Raw genomic sequence first — 17,337 nt, 5'->3', positions numbered from 1 at the left:
AGCCCGGCAGGTGTCGCTGACGCTTAACCTCTGGCGCGTTTCGCCGCCTGATGGCCCGCGAGGGTACCGAAGATAATGATATCGGCCACTGCGTTACCGCCGATGCGGTTACCGCCGTGGATGCCGCCAACCACTTCACCTGCAGCAAAAGCGCCCGCAATCGGCTGTTGACCGGCGTTCAATACCGCGGTTTCCGTATTGATGGTCACGCCCCCCATCGTGTGGTGAACCCCCGGGGCGATGCGAATCGCATGGTACGGGCCTTCATTAATCGGCGCGCGCAGCGCGGTAGTGCGGCCAAAATCATCGTCATGCTGTTTTTCAACAAAACCATTATAGCGTTCCAGCGTATCGAGGAAGGCATGGTAATCCATCCCCAGTTTCTCCGCCAGCTGGCGCGGCGAGCTGGCGCTGGTGACGAAACCTTTAGCAATGTACTCGTCGGCGGCTTTGTTTTTCGCCCGGACGTGCTCGTCAAAGATGATATAAGCGAAGTGCTCCGGCAGCGCGATAATCGCGGCGGAAACCTTATCGCGGGTCTCCATTTCGTTGAAGAAGCGGTTGCCCTGCTGGTTCACCAGAATCGCCCCGCCGCCGCGGATCGACTCGGAAATCAGATACGAGGTTTGCTGCTCGACGGTCGGGTGAATCTGGATTTCGCCCATATCCACCGTCCCGGCCCCGATGCGTTCAAGCAGCGCGATACCGCCGCCGGTCGCCCCTCGATGGTTGGTGGTCACGAAGCCGGCCAGATCCGGGCGGTATTTCACCACCATCGCGCTGTTGGCGCTGAAGCCGCCGGTAGCCACGACAATGCTCTTCGTCTGTACCACAACGGTTTCTTGTTCATCGTTAAGCAGGCGTACGCCGCTCACCTCATCGTCGGTCATCAGGATCTCTTCAACCGACGTATCCAGCAAGACATCGATCCCGCGTTTAGTGATATTACGCACCAGGCCGCTGATCAGGTAGCCGCCGACCGCCGACCCGTCGCGCGGACGGTGGGTGCGGTCGATGCTCATTCCGCCGGTAGTGGTGATATCGTTAAGCATAATGCCGCGACGCGCCAGCCACTCAATGGCTTCCGGCGCATTTTCCACGAAGCGGCGCAGCAGCTGCGGGTCGTTTTTGTTCTTACCGCCTTTCAGCGTTTCCTGGTAAAACAGCTCTTTGCTATCTTCAATACCTTTCACGCGCTGGAAGCGGGTCTCTGCGGCGTTCATCCCGGCTGAAGCTTTAATCGTGTTGCCGCCAATGGTCGGCATTTTTTCAACGATCAGCACGCTCGCGCCTTCATCGTGCGCCTGAATCGCCGCCGCCAGCCCGGCTCCGCCGCTGCCGACCACCACCACATCGTAGCTTTTCGGCGCCGCATCGCCCGCGCCCTCTTCGGCGGCCAGCGCTTTACTGGACTTCAGCATCGCTTTGGACACCGCTTTTTTCACCGCTTCGCTCTGGCTGGTTGCGCCGGAAATCGCATCCACGTGCGGGGTATTAGCGCTGAGAATACGTTCGCGGATCTCTTCAAAGCTGGTGGTGAACTCGACGGTCTGCACCGGGCTTGCCGCCAGCTCGATATCGGCGATGCGGTCGTTTTCAAGGCTGACGTTGATAACCAGCTCGTTGGCGTCGTCCTGAACGGTTTCGACGAACATCCCCGGTTTGAATTTGGCGTCGCCCATGCTCATATCGCGGATCATTGCCTCCACCAGCGAGAAGCGCCACAGCGGTTCCGGGATGTTCAGAGCTTCACGCTGGGTGCTGTCAATAAACAATTCCAGCTCTTCGCCGGCGGCAATGCGCGCCGCCCAGTCAGGGTAAGCAATGCAGGCACGCCCCACCGCCATCAGATCATAGCCATGATCCAGCCCCTGCTCCGCATCGGCTGCGTTAACGACCCCGCCCACGCCCATCACCGGCACCTGAGCCAGGGTTTCAGAGCGCATGGCGCAATATTTTTCAATTAGCGGCGTGGGATCGGTGGTATCGACAATCGACGGGCGCAGCGTTGCGCCAACGGAGAAGTGGAGATAATCCACGCCGCGGGCGGCCAGCTTTTCCAGCAGATACAGGGTGTCATCAAAACGGATGCCCGGGACTTCCATCTCTTCCGGGGAGAAACGATAGCCGATGATAAAGGCATCGTCGGCGTACTGGCGGGCCATTTTATGAGTGATATCCAGCACTGCCAGCGGGAATTTCGCTCGATTGTCGCGGCTGCCGCCCCACTCGTCGTCGCGCTGGTTAGAGTTTGGCGAATAAAATTGCTGGATCAGATAGGTATTCGCGCCGTGAATTTCTACGCCGTCGAACCCGGCCAGAATGGCGCGGCGCACGCCGTCGCCAAACTTCGCGATCATGCCTTCAACTTCATCACCGCTCAGCGCACGCGGCGTCGCAGCGCCATCGCGCGGCGCGGCAATGGCGCTGGGCGCGACCGGCTGGCGTCCGCCGATAAGCTGCGGATCGACCATCCGGCCGCCGTGGTAAATCTGCAGAATCGCTTTTGAGCCTTCCGCTTTGATAGCGGCGGCGATTTTCGCCAGTCCGGCTATTTTTTCATCGTTATCGATGCCGATAGCGCCCGGGAATGCCAGGCCGTAATCATCGATAAAGCAGCATTCAACAATGATGGTGCCGATACTGCCGGCGCGAGCGCGATAGTACTCCACCAGTTCGCTGGTTACGGTTCCGTCAAAATAACCGGTACAGGTTGTCATCGGCGCCATTAACAGGCGGTTTTTAAGCTCGGTACCGTTCGGTAAAGTAAAAGGACGCAAAATTCGTGGATAACTGGTCATAATGACGCTCCAGATTATAAATATTAAAAATTGAGAATCAGGCGACGGAATTGTTTTTGCTTGTATTTAGTAATCCCTTAAGTCATGCCCATAATATAGCGCTTTTTTTAGTTACCAAAGATATTACGTTAGTTAAAAAACTATTTAATACCAGCAATAACACCAATACCTCCTTTGTATTATTAATTAAAAATAAATTATTCACAAAAACAGGACTAATCATAACAATCAGGAAACCATTGTTAACATGAGCCCCCACCAGGAAACCAATAAATAGACATATATTTCAACAAGATAAATTTTAATTACTTTATCGAGCTCAATTTATATTTAACATCTATCTATATTTCATACAAATAAACACCTCACTAAACAGGGTTATTAGAGATAATAAAAATTTGCTCAACAACCCGCTTTTTTTGATCTCAATCAATTGCAATACCGCATGAAAGCGCAATATATAAATAACCAATCTTTTTAATTTAGCGCCCAACAAAAAGCGTTAAATAATGGTCATCGGCATAACCAGAATCGACGATTAATAATTAAAGTAAGTTTTGCAACTAAAGAAATCGAAAGGTTGGTCGGTGACAAAACCCAATTTTTAACTACTTGCAGATACTCATTATGAAAGAGAAAAAGACAACCATACCGCCTGCCGGTGCAGCCCCCCAGGCTGCTTATAAACGTCTACTGATGATGGCGATGCCCATTATCGTTGCCGTCCTGCTGTTGTTCATCCCGGTGCCCGAGGGCCTGCCCCCTTACGCCTGGCACTACTTTGCCATTTTCGTCGGCGTCATCGTCGGTCTAATCTTTGAACCGCTGCCCGGCGCGGTCATCGGTATTACCGGCGTGGTGGTGATTGCCCTGTGCAGCCAGTGGCTGCTGTTCAGTCCTGAACAGCTCGCCGCACCCGGCTTTAAGCTTGCCGGCGCCTCCTTTAAATGGGCGGTGAGCGGTTTCGGTAACTCCACCGTGTGGCTGATCTTCGGCGCCTTTATGTTTGCCGCAGGCTACGATAAGACCCAGTTTGGCCGCCGTCTGGCGCTCATTCTGGTGAAATATCTTGGCCGCCGTAGCCTGACGCTGGGCTACGCCATCACCTTCGCCGATCTGCTACTGGCGCCGTTTACCCCCTCCAACACCGCGCGCAGCGGGGGGACCATCTACCCGATTATCGCTAACCTGCCGCCGCTTTATGGCTCAAAACCCAATGACCCAAGCGCGCGCCGCATCGGCTCCTACCTGATGTGGGTGGCGATCACCGCCGCCTGTATCACCAGCTCGATGTTTCTCTCAGCTCTGGCGCCGAACCTGCTGGCTCTGGCGCTGGTGAAAAGCATTGTTGGAATCAATATCTCCTGGGGCACCTGGTTTATCGCTTTCCTGCCGCTGGGTATCCTGCTGATTCTGGCAATGCCGCTGCTGGCCTACTGGTTCTATCCGCCAGAAGTCAAAGTCAACGATGAAGTGCCGCTGTGGGCCGCCCGCGAGCTGGAAAAACTTGGCCGCCTGTCGCGCAATGAAATCCTGCTGCTGGTCTTCGTCTGCTTCGCGCTGATGATGTGGATCTTCGCCGCCGAGTGGATTGAACCGGCGCTGGCCGCCCTGCTGGTTATCGTGCTGATGCTATGGACCGGCGTACTCTCATGGAACGATATCACCAGTAATAAAGCGGCATGGAATACCTTCGCCTGGTTTGCGACCCTGGTGGCGCTGGCCGACGGTCTCTCCTCCACCGGCTTTATCGCCTGGCTGGGTAAAGAAGGCGGCGCGCTAATGAGCGGCATCTCTCCGGGCGTGGCTACCGTTATCCTCCTGCTGGCGTTCTATCTGCTGCACTATCTGTTTGCCAGTACCACCGCCCACACCACCGCGCTGCTGCCGGCGATGCTGACTATCGCCTCCACCATCCCGGGTATGAACATGCAGGTCTTCGTGCTGCTGATGGTGACCTCGCTCGGCGTGATGGGGATTATTACCCCCTACGGTACCGGCCCCAGCCCGATTTACTACGGCAGCGGCTATCTGCCGACCAAAGACTACTGGCGTCTTGGTACGATTTTCGGCGCCATCTTCCTGGCTGCCCTGCTGCTGATTGGCTATCCGTGGATGTCCATGATGTTCTGATTCATAACCGCCGGGGCCAACTCCGGCGGTTTTACTCTTAGGGAGCAAAGCAATGTCGACTAAACCTTTTGTCTATCAGGAAGCCTTTCCGTTAGTGCAAGATAAGACTGAATACTATCTGCTGAGCAAGGATCACGTTTCCGTGACCGAGTTCGAAGGCCAGGAGATCCTCAAAATCGATCCTCAGGCCCTCACTCTGCTGGCGCAGCAGGCCTTCCACGATGCGGCATTTATGCTGCGGGTGGATCATCAGAAACAGGTCGCGCAAATCCTTCTCGACCCTGAAGCCAGCGACAACGATAAATACGTGGCGCTGCAGTTTCTGCGCAATTCTGAAATCGCGGCGAAAGGCGTGCTGCCCACCTGCCAGGATACCGGTACGGCGATTATTATGGGCAAGAAAGGCCAGCGCGTATGGACCGGCGGCGGCGATGAGGCGGCCCTCGCCCGCGGCGTCTATAACACCTATACCGAAGACAACCTGCGCTATTCGCAGAACGCCGCGCTGGATATGTATAAAGAGGTCAACACCGGCACCAATCTTCCGGCGCAGATTGATCTCTATAGCGTTGACGGCGACGAATATAAATTCCTCTGTATGGCCAAAGGCGGCGGCTCGGCCAACAAAACCTATCTGTATCAGGAAACCAAGGCGTTAATCACCCCAGCGAAGCTGAAAAACTATCTCGTCGAGAAAATGCGCACGCTCGGCACGGCCGCCTGTCCACCGTACCATATTGCCTTTGTGATTGGCGGCACCTCGGCAGAGGCCACGCTGAAAACCGTTAAGCTGGCCTCAACGAAGTATTACGACGGCCTGCCGACCGAAGGCAACGAGCACGGCCAGGCCTTCCGCGATATTCAGCTGGAAAATGAGCTGCAGCTCGCAGCGCAAAACCTCGGCCTCGGTGCGCAGTTCGGCGGTAAATATTTCGCTCACGATATTCGCGTCATCCGCCTGCCGCGCCACGGCGCGTCGTGCCCGGTAGGCATGGGCGTCTCCTGTTCAGCGGATCGCAATATCAAAGCCAAAATCAACCGCCACGGTATCTGGATTGAGAAACTGGAGAGCAATCCGGGCCAGTATATTCCTGAACACCTGCGCCAGCAGGGTGAAGGCAGGGTCGTCAGCATTAACCTTAATCAGCCGATGAGCGAGATTCTGGCCCAGCTTTCCGCCCACCCGGTTTCAACGCGTCTGACGCTCAACGGTACCATTATTGTGGCCCGCGATATCGCCCACGCGAAGCTGAAAGAGCTTATCGATAACGGTGAGGAACTGCCGCAGTACGTTAAAGATCATCCGATTTACTACGCGGGCCCGGCGAAAACTCCGGAAGGCTATGCGTCAGGCTCCCTTGGCCCGACTACCGCTGGCCGTATGGATTCCTACGTTGATCTGCTGCAATCCCACGGCGCAAGCATGGTCATGCTGGCCAAAGGCAACCGCAGCCAGCAGGTGACCGACGCCTGCCGCAAGCACGGCGGTTTTTACCTCGGCAGCATCGGCGGCCCGGCTGCGGTACTGGCGCAGCAGAGTATTAAGAGCCTGGAGTGCGTGGCCTGGCCGGAACTGGGTATGGAAGCCATCTGGAAAATCGAAGTGGAAAATTTCCCGGCATTTATTCTGGTGGATGACAAAGGCAACGATTTCTTCCAGCAGATCCAGAATAAGCAGTGCGCGGGCTGTTCACAGCAAAGAGGGTGATATTACCCGCCCCTGGCGGCGGGTCACTGTCGAAGGCCGTCGCGTGACGGCCTGAGATGAGCGACAAACCTGCCGGGTGGCGGCTAAACAGCATCCATCTCATCAAACACCTGCTGCGCCAGATGCATCGTCGCGTTGGCCGCGGGCAGGCCGCAGTAAAGCGCGGAGTGCATAATTAACTCTTTTAACTCATCGCGGGTAACACCGTTATTAAACGCCGCCCGCAGATGCATTTTCAGCTCAGCCTCGCGATTCAGGGCAATCAGCATGGCGATGGTGATCATACTGCGGGTATGGTGATCGAGCCCCGGTCGGGTCCAGGTCTCTCCCCAGGCGTAGCGGGTAATGAAGTCCTGGAACTCTTCATTCAGCGGCGTCAGCTTTTGCAGCGTCTTATCGACATGCGTATCGCCAAGCACCTTGCGACGAACCGTCATTCCCTGCTGATAACGCTGTTTATCGTCCATGCTGTTGTTCCCCCTCAATAAAGCCCAGCAGCGCCGAGCTAAACGCCCGCGGCGCTTCGATATTCGATAAATGCGATGCCGCCAGCACCACTACCTCAGAGGCCGCGATCTGCTGATGCAGAAAGTTCGCATCGGCCACTGTCGTGACAGGGTCACTTTCACCGGCAACGATCAGCACCGGAACGGCAATCTGCCCGACCTCAGCGCGCAGATCGGCGGCGGCCAGCGCTTCACAGCAGGCCGCATAGCCTTCCGCATCGATATGGGTCAACTGGTGACAGAGCGCTGCCACCACTTCCGGCGTCTTCTGACGAAACGCGTGGGTAAACCAGCGATCCGCCGCGCCTGCGGCCACCACTTCCATACCTTCCTGACGCACCGCGCGGGCGCGCGACAGCCAGCTTGCCTGGTCACCAATACGCGCGGCGGTGTTGGCGACGACCAGCCCGTAAAAACGTTCCGGAGCAAAGCGTCCCAGCCACAGACCGGTCAGACCGCCCATGGAAATTCCGCAAAACCAGGCTTTGGCAATATTAAGATGATCGAGCAGCGCAACCACATCTTCGCCGAGCTGCGCCAGCGTCACTTTACCATTTTTACGCGTGGCGCCATGACCGTGGGTATCGTAGCGCAGCACGCGAAAATGCTGCGTCAACGCCTCGATCTGCGGCTGCCACATCGCCCGGGTGGTGCCCAGCGAGTTAGAGAGAACGATGACCGGCGCGTCTTGCGGCCCGTCAATCTGATAATCAACATTCAAGACGTTGCTCCTTATATCGCGCCACGACCTGGCGCACGAAGAGTGCTGAGCTGCCGGTCGCCGTTGCCGGGTCCAGCAGTTGGGTTAAGCGGCTGGCGGAGAGATGCTCGCTGACCAGCGGATCGTTTTCCAGCACGCTCAGCAATGAGCGAGACGTATCCAGCGCCTGACGACACAGCGCTTCAACCCGGTGATGGGCCTCGGCTTTACCGATAAATTCCGCCAGCGCCAGGGTAACAGCCTCAGCCATAATCAGACCGTGGGTCATCTCAAGGTCGGCGCGCATCTTGTGCGCGAAGACCTGCATGTCGCTGACCAGCGCCTCGCTCTGCGTCAGCGCGCCGCCGACGAGGGTGATGAGCTCCGGCAGCGTTTCCCATTCCGCCTGCCAGCCGCCCAACGCCCGCTCATGCTGCTGGATCTGGCCAGCATACAGCGTCGCCACCAGGCCCGGCGTTCGCTGAGCGGCGGTCAAAATAGCGGCGCAGGAGATCGGGTTACGTTTGTGCGGCATGGTTGACGAACCGCCGCGCCCTTCGGCAACCGGTTCACCCACCTCTGCCACTTCGGTTTGCATCAGTAGAGAAAAATCATTCGCGAATTTACCCAGCGTACCGCAGACGCCTGCGTACCATGCCCCGACTTCCAGCATCCGGTCGCGCTGGCTGTGCCAGGGCGCGTCCGGAAGCAGCAGGTCGAGCGCTTTCGCCAGCGCGGCGGCGATCGGCGGCGCCTGCGTTTTTAGGGAATCCAGGGTGCCCGCTGCGCCGCCAAACTGCAGCGCCAGCACCCTTGCCCGCATCTCTCGCAGACGCACCTGCCAGCGCAGCAGCGCATCCAGCGTCCCGGCAAGCTTCAGGCCGAAAGTGACCGGCAGCGCATGCTGCATCCAGGTACGGCCAGGCATCACCGTATCCTGATGGCGCTCCGCCTGACGGGCTAATGCGTCGAGCAGACGCTGTAACAGAGATTCCGTTTCCGCCAGCGCGCCGCGCAGCTGTAGAATAAAACCGGTATCGATAGCATCCTGGCTGGTGGCCCCCCAGTGCACGTAGCGCGCCGCCGCCTCATTCCGCTCTTTGACCCGAGCGGTCAGCTGTTTGACCAGCGGGATCGCCAGATTCCCGGCGCTGGCGGCGGCCTGCCCCAGCGCGGAAAAGTCGATTTTTTCGTGCCGGCAGCTCTCGATGATGGGATTGAGCGCCGTCTGCGGCACGAGGCCGCATTCGACCTCGGCGCGAACCAGAGCGGCCTCAAAGTCCAGCATCCCCTGCACCCGCTGTACATCGCTGAACCAGTCTGTCAGCGGGCTGGTACGCAGCATCGGGGTCAACAAACTCATTATGGCTCCTTAAACGCGTTCAATTATCAGCGCGATCCCCTGACCAACGCCGATACACATAGTGCACAGCGCATAGCGCCCGCCGGTACGACGCAGTTGATACGCTGCGGTCATTGCCAGACGACCGCCGGAGGCGCCCAGCGGATGACCGAGGGCAATGGCGCCGCCGTTAGGATTGACGTGCGCCGCATCGTCGGGCAAACCCAGATCGCGCGTGACCGCCAGCGCCTGAGCGGCAAAGGCTTCATTCAGTTCAATGACGTCCATCTGCCCAAGCGTTAACCCGGTTTGCGCCAGCACTTTACGCACCGCCGGCGCCGGACCAAATCCCATAATTCGCGGCGCAACGCCTGCCGTCGCGACGCCCACTACGCGCGCCAGCGGCTGTAAATCATTGGCGGTCAGCGCCTGCTCGTTGGCTAACAGCAGCGCACAGGCGCCGTCGTTAACTCCGGAGGCGTTGCCTGCCGTCACCGTACCGTCGGCGCGCACCACGCCGCGCAGCCTGGCCAGCGCCTCCGCCGTGGTGCTGCGCGGGTGCTCGTCGCGGCTAAAGAGTAGCGGTTCACCCTTACGCTGCGGCACCGAGACGGCGATCAGCTCGTCGGCAAATCGCCCCGCTTCCTGCGCCGCCGCTGTGCGCAGCTGGCTGCGCAGCGCAAACGCATCCTGATCGGCACGAGAAATGGCGAAATCACCGGCCACGTTCTCCGCCGTTTCCGGCATCGAATCCACGCCGTACAGCGCTTTCATCTGCGGGTTGATAAAGCGCCAGCCGATGGTGGTATCTTCCATCTGCATCGTGCGGCTAAAGGCGCTTTCGGCCTTGCCCATCACAAACGGCGCCCGCGACATGCTCTCCACGCCGCCGGCGACCATCAGCTGAGTTTCGCCGCTTTTAATCGCGCGCGCTGCGATGCCGATCGCATCGAGGCTGGAACCGCACAGGCGATTGACGGTACTGCCCGGCACGCTTTCCGGCAAGCCAGCCAGCAGCAGCGCCATCCGCGCGACGTTGCGGTTATCTTCACCCGCCTGGTTAGCGCAGCCATAAATCACATCATCAATGCGCGCCGGATCGAGGCCCGGGTTGCGCTCCAGTAGCGCCTTGAGCGGCAGTGCCGCCAGATCGTCGGCGCGTACGGTGGCAAGAGTACCGCCAAAGCGACCAAACGGCGTACGCACCGCATCACAGATAAATGCCTGATTCATCATAGGTTCCTTACGCGCTTTCCGCCAGTTGTGCAAAAGTCAGCGTCACCGGAGTGATGCGCTGCAGTTCCTCAAAAGAGAGGCCGTTAAAGATTTCCCGTACCACCGGACCGCTTTCGCTGATATCGATGACCGCCAGGTCGGTATAGATGCGGCTTACGCAGCCGACGCCGGTCAGCGGATAGGTGCAGTGCTCTACCAGCTTGCATTCACCGTCGCGGGTCAGGTGATCCATCATCACGAAGACCTGACGAGCACCAATGGCCAGATCCATCGCCCCGCCAACGGCAGGTATCGCGTCGGGCGCGCCGGTGCTCCAGTTCGCCAGATCGCCGCTGGCGGAGACCTGGTAAGCGCCGAGTACGCAGATATCGAGATGACCGCCGCGCATCATGGCGAAGGAGTCGCCGTGATGGAAATAGCAGCCCCCCTCAAGCAAAGTCACATACTCTTTTCCGGCGTTAATCAGCTCCGGGTCCTCTTCCCCCGGCAGCGGTTTCGGCCCCATCCCCAGCAGGCCATTTTCGCTGTGCAGAAAGATTTCTTTATCAGCGGGAAGATAGTTAGCAATGCGGGTAGGCAAGCCGATCCCCAGATTGACATAAGCGCCTTCAGGTATATCGCGAGCCACGCGCTGGGCCATCTCATCGCGAGTCAGTTTTTGCATAACGGGGTCCTCAGGCGCTTTTAGCGGCAATCAGGTTTTCCAGGGAGAAGACGCGCTGAACAAAAATGCCCGGGGTAATGATGCTCTCCGGGTCAAGGCTACCGAGGGGCACCAGCTGCGAGACTTCCACGATAGTGGTTTTCGCGGCGGTCGCCATAATCGGGCCGAAGTTGCGCGCCGCCTTGCGGTATACCAGGTTTCCCCAGCGATCGCCTTGATGGGCTTTGATCAACGCAAAGTCGGCCTTGATAGGATATTCGAGCACATAGTGACGCCCGTCGATCTCGCGAGTCTCTTTCCCTTCCGCCAGCGGCGTACCGTAGCCGGTTGGAGTGAAAACCGCGCCGAGACCCGCCCCTGCCGCCTGAATACGCGCCGCGAGGTTCCCCTGCGGAACCAGCTCCAGCTCGACTTTGCCGCGGCGATAGAGGTCATCGAAAATCTGCGAGTCAACCTGCCGAGGGAACGAGCAGATCATTTTGCGCACCCGCCCGGCTTTCAGCAGCGCCGCCAGTCCCACTTCGCCATTGCCCGCATTGTTGTTGATAATGGTTAAATCGCGGGCCCCCTGTTCTATCAAGGCATCTATCAGGTACGTTGGCTGGCCGGCGGGGCCAAAACCGCCAATCATAATCGTCGCCCCGTCGTGGATCCCGGCGATGGCATCACTTAGCGTCGACACGCTTTTATCAATCATCAGGTCGCTCCCGTATGTGCGGTAATCGCACTTTTATTCGTTGTTCGCACAAAATGTGACCCGCTTAACGATGCTGGTCAAGGGCGATAATCGAAATATGGTGCGATAATCGAACATCGTGTATGTTTAGCGAAAGAATGTGATCGACGGCAAATTGGGAGAGGAAAATGGAGAAACATCCAGACGATTTATTGACCGGCGATAGCGAGCCGTTTAAGGGCGATCCCAACTTCATGGCCTCGCTGGCGCGCGGTCTGGAAGTGATCCAGGCGTTCACTCCGCAGCGCCCGCTGCTCTCTATTTCGCAAATCAGTCAAAAAACCGGCATTCCGCGCGCGGCGGTACGTCGCTGTCTGTATACGCTAAGCAAGCTGGGGTTTGTGTACGCCGAAGATGGTAAAAATTTCCAGCTGCGGCCGAAAATTCTGGCGCTGGGCCACGCCTGGCTGGCCTCCACGCCGCTGGCGCGCTCGGCGCAGCCGGTACTCAAGCATTTAAGCGAAATGCTCAATGAATCCTGCTCTATCGCCACCCTCGACGGCGACGATATTCTTTATATCGCCCGCGCCTCCAGCTCGCGAATTATGACCATCGACCTGGACATCGGCAGCCGCCTGCCGGCATGGGCAACGTCAATGGGGCGCGTGCTCCTGAGCTATCAGCCGGAAGAGAAGCTGAACGATATGCTGGGTCGGGTTACGATGATTCGCTACACCCCGCAAACCGTTGATTCGGTCGCCAGGCTGCGCGCTGAGCTCAAACGCGTACGTCAGCAGGGTTATGCGCTCAACGATCAGGAGCTGGAGATGGGGCTGCGCTCGCTGGCGGTACCGCTGTTTAATCCCCAGGGCCAGATTCAGGCGGCGCTGAACGTCGGGGTGCACGCCGGACAGGTTTCCGCCCAGGAGATGCTCGAACGCGTATTACCCGAGCTCCAGAAGGCAGCCCGGGAATTAACGCTGCTGATGCGCTAGCGGCTGCGCTTGGCGTGGCGCTCCCGGTTCTCCAGCTTAGCCTCGGGCGATTTTCGTAGCGCCACGTAGCAGGCGCCGCTGCCGCCGTGGTGCGGTAGCGCCGCGCAGAACGCCTGGACTTCCGGTAGCTCCACCAGCCAGCGCGACAGGTAGCTACGGATAATATTGGCGTGCGCGTTGTCGTCGCGCCCTTTGCCATGAACGATCAGCAGATTCCGCAGCCCCTCTTTTTGCGCCTGAACCACAAAAGCAAATAACATCTGTCGGCACTTTTCCACCGGCTGACGCAGCAGATTAAGGCTCGCCTGCTGGCCATATTTGCCGCGCCGGAGCTTCTCCAGCACGCCGCTTTGCAGCCCTTCGCGTTTAAACTCCAGCGCGGTGGCCAGCGGCACGATATCGAGATAACCGGTGGTCAAAAAGTTATCCAGCTGCAGGGTGTCAACCCGCTGTACGGCGCGGGTTTTCCGCTCGGGATGCCAGTGAACATCGTTGTTGCGTTTCAGAGGCTGAACGTCCTCCATGGCGCCAAGAAATAGGGATTTGTCGTCAAGGTTCATGCGCGTTCCTCCAGCTACTACCGGGAGGGTACTATAGCCGCCTCACGACGCCTCCTCAACGCGTTTAGCCATTTATGCTGGCAAATCGGAGGCCCGAGGCGATTAGGGAAACAGTTGACGACTTTGGCGACGAAACAGGGTGATTAATGATGCCGTCAAAGGCGTTTGCCGCATATCGCGGCGCTGAATCAGATAGTAGGTGGCTTTGGGTAATGCTTCGCAGATGGGGATCATCACCAGCTTATCCGCCATCATCGGGTCGTTACCCAGTTCTACCGGCAGAATGCTGAGAAAATCGCTTTTCACCACCAGACTGATGCACGAAGAGAAAGTCTCGCAAACGATATCCACTTTCGGCGCCAGTCCGGCCTGGTTAAACATTTCCTGTAACTGTTTGAAATAGCTGCCACGCGGCGTCGGCATCGTCCAGTGATGTTCGAGCAACGCCTTGAGTGAAGTCGCTTTTGCCGCCGGGTGACCGGCGCGGGCGAATACCGCAAAGGGTTTCTCAAATAGCTTCTCAAAACTGAATTCATGATCGTACGGACCGGGATAGTAAGTATTGATAGTGAAGTCCAGCTCACCCTGCCGCAGTTCATTAATCATCGCCAGCAGCTGACCTTCCATAATCCGCACCTTCACCAGCGGATGCTGCTGATGAAAACGGCAAATGACCGAAGGCATCAGCGATCGCGCTACGCTGGCGCCAAGGCCGATATTAATCTGCCCGGCCTTTTCTCCCTGGCGCTGCAGCAACTCATCCTGCGCCGCCCGTAGCTCTTCCAGAATCAGGCTCGCATGTTGATAAAAGCTTTCGCCGTTTTCAGTCAGCGCCACCCCCTGGCTACGGCGCACAAACAGCTGTGCGGAGAGCCCTTCTTCCAGCTCTTTAATCGCTTTAGTTAACGCCGGCTGCGAAATCGCCAACGCCCGACTGGCGCCGCGAATACTGCCTTCACGCGCGACCTCAACAAAGGCGCGAATCTGATGAAATTTAATCTGAAATGACATATCGCAAGTGATAACCAATGTTTATCAGACAGAAGAAAATGACATCTACTGTAATCGATCATGCTGTGGCAGGTTAAGGGTGAGTATGCATGAAAGGGCATAGCGATAAGCAAACGCTATCACTTCGTGAACACTATCACAGTTTTTGATTATGACAGGAAAGGTTATGCCGCAACTTAATGAATTCATCCGCCAGCTGGCGCCAAAAATGATCGAATGGCGTCGCGATTTTCACCTGCATGCGGAATCCGGCTGGCTGGAGTTCCGCACCGCCAGCAAGGTGGCGGAGATATTAGACGCTCTGGGTTATCAGCTGGCGCTGGGGCGCGACGTTATCGATGCCGATAGCCGTATGGGGCTGCCTGATGAAGAGACGCTGGCGCAGGCGTTCCAGCGCGCTCGCGCCCAGGGTGCACCGGGGCGCTGGCTACCTGCGTTTGAAGGCGGCTTCGCCGGGGTGGTAGCGACGCTCGACACCGGGCGGCCCGGGCCGACTTTGGCGTTTCGCGTCGATATGGATGCGCTCGATCTCAACGAGCAGCACGACGATAATCATCGTCCGCATCGCGATCGTTTTGCCTCCTGCAACGAAGGCATGATGCATGCCTGCGGCCACGACGGTCATACCGCAATCGGCCTGGGGCTGGCGCACGTGCTCAAGGAATATGCCGCGCAGCTCAACGGGACGATTAAGCTGATTTTCCAGCCGGCAGAAGAAGGTACCCGCGGCGCTCGCGCCATGGTGGCGGCGGGCGTACTTGATGACGTGGACTACTTCACCGCCATTCATATCGGTACCGGCGTCCCTGCCGGTACCGTCGTTTGCGGCGGCGATAACTTTATGGCCACCACCAAATTCGATGTGCAGTTCAGCGGCGTCGCCGCCCACGCTGGCGGTAAACCTGAAGATGGACGTAATGCGCTGCTGGCTGCGGCTCAAGCCGCCCTTGCCCTGCATGCCATCGCGCCACATAGCGCCGGGGCATCAAGGGTTAACGTCGGCGTCATGCAGGCCGGTACCGGGCGTAACGTAGTTCCCTCCTCCGCGCTATTAAAAGTCGAAACCCGGGGCGAAACCGACGCTATTAACCAGTACGTATTTGAGCGGGCCAAGCAGGCTATCGCCGGCGCAGCGACGATGTATGCAGCCAGCTACCAGTTGCACCTGATGGGCGCGGCCACCTCCAGCGCCCCGTCGCCGGCGTGGGTGGACTATCTGCGTCAACAGACAGCGCAGGTCCCCGGCGTTAAGCAGGCCGTCGATCGTATCGCTGCCCCGGCGGGTTCCGAAGATGCCACCCTGATGATGGCCCGGGTCCAGGAGCGCGGCGGTCTCGCCTCATACATGATATTCGGCACGGAACTGAGCGCTGGCCACCACAACGAAAAATTCGATTTCGACGAAAGCGTGATGACCCAGGCCGTCGCCACGTTAGCGCGCATCGCCCTGAACTTTCCCTGGCAGCGAGGTGTGTAATGGAACAGGTTTATCAATTTGTCGATGACATTATTGAGGGGCGGCGCAACGATTTTTGCGCGATTGCCGATGATATCTGGGATCATCCGGAAACCCGCTTTCAGGAGTTCTGGTCCGCCGCGCGTTTGGCCGATGCGCTGGAAGCGGAAGGTTTTCAATTGACCCGCAATGCGGGCGGGATCCCCAACGCCTTTATCGCCAGTTTTGGTGAAGGCCAACCGGTAATTGCCCTGCTCGGCGAATTTGACGCCCTGGCGGGGCTCAGCCAGCAGGCTTACTGCGCAGCGCCCGCATCTCCAACGCCGGGGGAAAACGGCCACGGGTGCGGGCATAACCTGCTTGGTACGGCGGCTTTCGCCGCGGCGGTCGCCGCCAGGAACTGGCTGCTGCAACAAGGCGGCGTCGGCACGCTTCGTTTCTACGGATGTCCCGGCGAGGAAGGCGGTTCCGGGAAGACCTTTATGGTCCGCGAGGGGTTATTCGATGACATCGACGCCGCCCTGACCTGGCACCCGGAAGCCTGGGCCGGGATGTTCAGCACCAGTACCCTTGCCAACATTCAGGCGGCATGGCGGTTTACTGGCACCGCGGCGCACGCGGCAAACTCTCCGCATCTTGGCCGCAGCGCGCTGGATGCCGTGACGCTGATGACCACCGGCAGCAACTTCCTTAACGAACATATTATCGAAAAGGCGCGGGTGCACTACGCCATCACCGATACCGGCGGCGTCTCTCCTAACGTTGTTCAGGCGCAGGCGGAAGTGCTGTATCTCATTCGCGCCCCGGAAATGGCCGACGCACAGCAAATCTTCGCCCGGATCGAAAAAATCGCCCAGGGCGCCGCGCTGATGACCGAGACCAGCGTCAGTTGCCGCTTCGAAAAAGCCTGTTCCAGCTATCTCCCCAACCGCCCCCTGGAAGCGGCGATGTATCAGGCGGTATGCCATTACGGCACGCCGCACTGGAGCGAGGAAGAGCGCGCTTTCGCCGACGAAATTCGCGCGACCTTAAGCGCTAACGATATTCATAACAGCCTGAAAAACATCGCCGATACCAGCGGAGACGAGGGGAAAGCATTCGCCCGCCGCCACCGCGAGACGATCCTTATCGATGAAGTGGCGCCGTGGGCGGCTACCGATAACATCCTTGCGGGCTCTACCGACGTCGGCGACGTAAGCTGGAAAGCTCCCGTAGCCCAATGCTTCAGCCCCTGCTTTGCCGTCGGGACGCCGCTGCATACCTGGCAACTGGTGAGCCAGGGCAGAACCTCCATCGCTCACAAAGGAATGCTTCTGGCGGGGAAAATACTGGCTGCAACGGCCATTCGTTTGTTCAGCGACAGGTCGCTACTGACTACCAGTCAGCAGGAACTGGCACAGGTTTTAGCCGAAAGGCCCTACCGGTGTCCGATCCCGCAGGACGTTAAACCTTCGATTTTAAAATAATAAAAGACCTCCGGATGGAGTACAGCAACGCGTTAAGCGCAAAAAAACAACTGCTGACACGCCCTGGGGTTAAGAGACAAACA

14 protein-coding genes are annotated in these 17,337 nt (G+C 58.2%); 5 read left to right on the top strand and 9 right to left on the bottom strand.

Annotated elements, in window-relative coordinates:
* Window positions 1–23: 23 nt before the first annotated feature.
* Window positions 24–2,801, bottom strand: coding sequence for a flavocytochrome c (locus tag KO1_RS25145; protein WP_064407169.1), 2,778 nt, complete (start codon window positions 2,799–2,801; stop codon window positions 24–26).
* A gap of 627 nt (window positions 2,802–3,428) precedes the next feature.
* On the opposite strand from KO1_RS25145, the gene KO1_RS25140 reads away from it, so the two are divergent.
* The gene (locus KO1_RS25140) at window positions 3,429–4,934 is read left to right on the top strand and encodes an anion permease (RefSeq protein WP_004102542.1); all 1,506 of its coding nucleotides are present in this window, start codon (window positions 3,429–3,431) and stop codon (window positions 4,932–4,934) included.
* A gap of 52 nt (window positions 4,935–4,986) precedes the next feature.
* Entirely contained in the window at window positions 4,987–6,642 is a 1,656-nt protein-coding gene (fumA, locus tag KO1_RS25135; RefSeq protein ID WP_064407168.1) for a class I fumarate hydratase FumA, read from the top strand.
* Between the two features lie 83 nt (window positions 6,643–6,725).
* On the opposite strand, the gene pcaC is transcribed toward fumA, so the two are convergent.
* The 6 genes from pcaC to KO1_RS25105 are packed head-to-tail and all read right to left on the bottom strand — an operon-like array spanning window position 6,726 to window position 11,787.
* Window positions 6,726–7,109, bottom strand: a complete 384-nt coding sequence (pcaC, locus tag KO1_RS25130) for a 4-carboxymuconolactone decarboxylase (RefSeq protein WP_004113382.1) — start codon at window positions 7,107–7,109, stop codon at window positions 6,726–6,728.
* Complete coding sequence (gene pcaD / locus KO1_RS25125) at window positions 7,099–7,869, bottom strand: 3-oxoadipate enol-lactonase (protein WP_064407166.1); 771 nt, start codon at window positions 7,867–7,869, stop codon at window positions 7,099–7,101. Before pcaD ends, pcaC begins: the two co-directional genes overlap by 11 nt.
* Entirely contained in the window at window positions 7,859–9,211 is a 1,353-nt protein-coding gene (locus tag KO1_RS25120) for a 3-carboxy-cis,cis-muconate cycloisomerase (protein WP_064407163.1), read from the bottom strand. Before KO1_RS25120 ends, pcaD begins: the two co-directional genes overlap by 11 nt.
* 9 nt (window positions 9,212–9,220) lie before the next feature.
* Window positions 9,221–10,423: a 3-oxoadipyl-CoA thiolase gene (gene pcaF, locus KO1_RS25115; protein WP_023321098.1), complete on the bottom strand. Its 1,203-nt coding sequence runs from the start codon at window positions 10,421–10,423 to the stop codon at window positions 9,221–9,223.
* Window positions 10,424–10,433: 10 nt separating this feature from the next.
* Window positions 10,434–11,090 carry a 3-oxoacid CoA-transferase subunit B gene (locus KO1_RS25110; protein ID WP_004102554.1) on the bottom strand — a complete coding sequence of 219 codons (657 nt, stop codon included), beginning with the start codon at window positions 11,088–11,090 and terminating at the stop codon, window positions 10,434–10,436.
* A 10-nt stretch (window positions 11,091–11,100) separates the two neighbouring features.
* The gene (locus tag KO1_RS25105) at window positions 11,101–11,787 is read right to left on the bottom strand and encodes a 3-oxoacid CoA-transferase subunit A (RefSeq protein ID WP_004102556.1); all 687 of its coding nucleotides are present in this window, start codon (window positions 11,785–11,787) and stop codon (window positions 11,101–11,103) included.
* A gap of 167 nt (window positions 11,788–11,954) precedes the next feature.
* Here KO1_RS25105 and KO1_RS25100 point away from each other — a divergent pair, with 167 nt between their 5' ends.
* Window positions 11,955–12,761 carry an IclR family transcriptional regulator domain-containing protein gene (locus KO1_RS25100; RefSeq protein ID WP_004102558.1) on the top strand — a complete coding sequence of 269 codons (807 nt, stop codon included), beginning with the start codon at window positions 11,955–11,957 and terminating at the stop codon, window positions 12,759–12,761.
* Here KO1_RS25100 and smrA read toward each other — a convergent pair.
* Together smrA and KO1_RS25090 are read right to left on the bottom strand one after the other, a co-directional pair.
* The gene (smrA, locus tag KO1_RS25095) at window positions 12,758–13,321 is read right to left on the bottom strand and encodes a DNA endonuclease SmrA (protein WP_024274261.1); all 564 of its coding nucleotides are present in this window, start codon (window positions 13,319–13,321) and stop codon (window positions 12,758–12,760) included. The two genes, KO1_RS25100 and smrA, sit on opposite strands and share 4 nt — an antisense overlap.
* Before the next feature lie 102 nt (window positions 13,322–13,423).
* Window positions 13,424–14,332: a LysR family transcriptional regulator gene (locus KO1_RS25090; RefSeq protein WP_004102561.1), complete on the bottom strand. Its 909-nt coding sequence runs from the start codon at window positions 14,330–14,332 to the stop codon at window positions 13,424–13,426.
* Between the two features lie 166 nt (window positions 14,333–14,498).
* On the opposite strand from KO1_RS25090, the gene KO1_RS25085 reads away from it, so the two are divergent.
* Window positions 14,499–15,809: a M20 family metallo-hydrolase gene (locus KO1_RS25085; protein ID WP_024274262.1), complete on the top strand. Its 1,311-nt coding sequence runs from the start codon at window positions 14,499–14,501 to the stop codon at window positions 15,807–15,809.
* Window positions 15,809–17,254 carry a M20 family metallopeptidase gene (locus KO1_RS25080; RefSeq protein ID WP_024274263.1) on the top strand — a complete coding sequence of 482 codons (1,446 nt, stop codon included), beginning with the start codon at window positions 15,809–15,811 and terminating at the stop codon, window positions 17,252–17,254. The genes KO1_RS25085 and KO1_RS25080 overlap by 1 nt, the downstream gene beginning before the upstream one ends.
* The last annotated feature ends 83 nt before the right edge of the window (window positions 17,255–17,337 follow it).

Origin of the sequence: Klebsiella oxytoca NBRC 105695 (genome assembly GCF_001598695.1) — a bacterium.
GTDB classification, from domain to species: domain Bacteria; phylum Pseudomonadota; class Gammaproteobacteria; order Enterobacterales; family Enterobacteriaceae; genus Klebsiella; species Klebsiella oxytoca.
Note: the sequence above shows the minus strand (reverse complement) of the source record. Positions and strands in the feature narration are given on the sequence as shown.

Bases quoted from the DNA above. Each gene is read 5' to 3' on its own strand.
- KO1_RS25140 (WP_004102542.1), top strand. From the start codon at position 3,429: ATGAAAGAGAAAAAGACAACCATACCGCCTGCCGGTGCAGCCCCCCAG.
- KO1_RS25090 (WP_004102561.1), bottom strand. From the start codon at position 14,332: ATGTCATTTCAGATTAAATTTCATCAGATTCGCGCCTTTGTTGAGGTC.
- KO1_RS25100 (WP_004102558.1), top strand. From the start codon at position 11,955: ATGGAGAAACATCCAGACGATTTATTGACCGGCGATAGCGAGCCGTTT.
- pcaF (WP_023321098.1), bottom strand. From the start codon at position 10,423: ATGAATCAGGCATTTATCTGTGATGCGGTGCGTACGCCGTTTGGTCGC.
- KO1_RS25105 (WP_004102556.1), bottom strand. From the start codon at position 11,787: ATGATTGATAAAAGCGTGTCGACGCTAAGTGATGCCATCGCCGGGATC.
- KO1_RS25145 (WP_064407169.1), bottom strand. From the start codon at position 2,801: ATGACCAGTTATCCACGAATTTTGCGTCCTTTTACTTTACCGAACGGT.
- KO1_RS25080 (WP_024274263.1), top strand. From the start codon at position 15,809: ATGGAACAGGTTTATCAATTTGTCGATGACATTATTGAGGGGCGGCGC.
- KO1_RS25120 (WP_064407163.1), bottom strand. From the start codon at position 9,211: ATGAGTTTGTTGACCCCGATGCTGCGTACCAGCCCGCTGACAGACTGG.
- smrA (WP_024274261.1), bottom strand. From the start codon at position 13,321: ATGAACCTTGACGACAAATCCCTATTTCTTGGCGCCATGGAGGACGTT.
- KO1_RS25110 (WP_004102554.1), bottom strand. From the start codon at position 11,090: ATGCAAAAACTGACTCGCGATGAGATGGCCCAGCGCGTGGCTCGCGAT.
- pcaC (WP_004113382.1), bottom strand. From the start codon at position 7,109: ATGGACGATAAACAGCGTTATCAGCAGGGAATGACGGTTCGTCGCAAG.
- fumA (WP_064407168.1), top strand. From the start codon at position 4,987: ATGTCGACTAAACCTTTTGTCTATCAGGAAGCCTTTCCGTTAGTGCAA.
- KO1_RS25085 (WP_024274262.1), top strand. From the start codon at position 14,499: ATGCCGCAACTTAATGAATTCATCCGCCAGCTGGCGCCAAAAATGATC.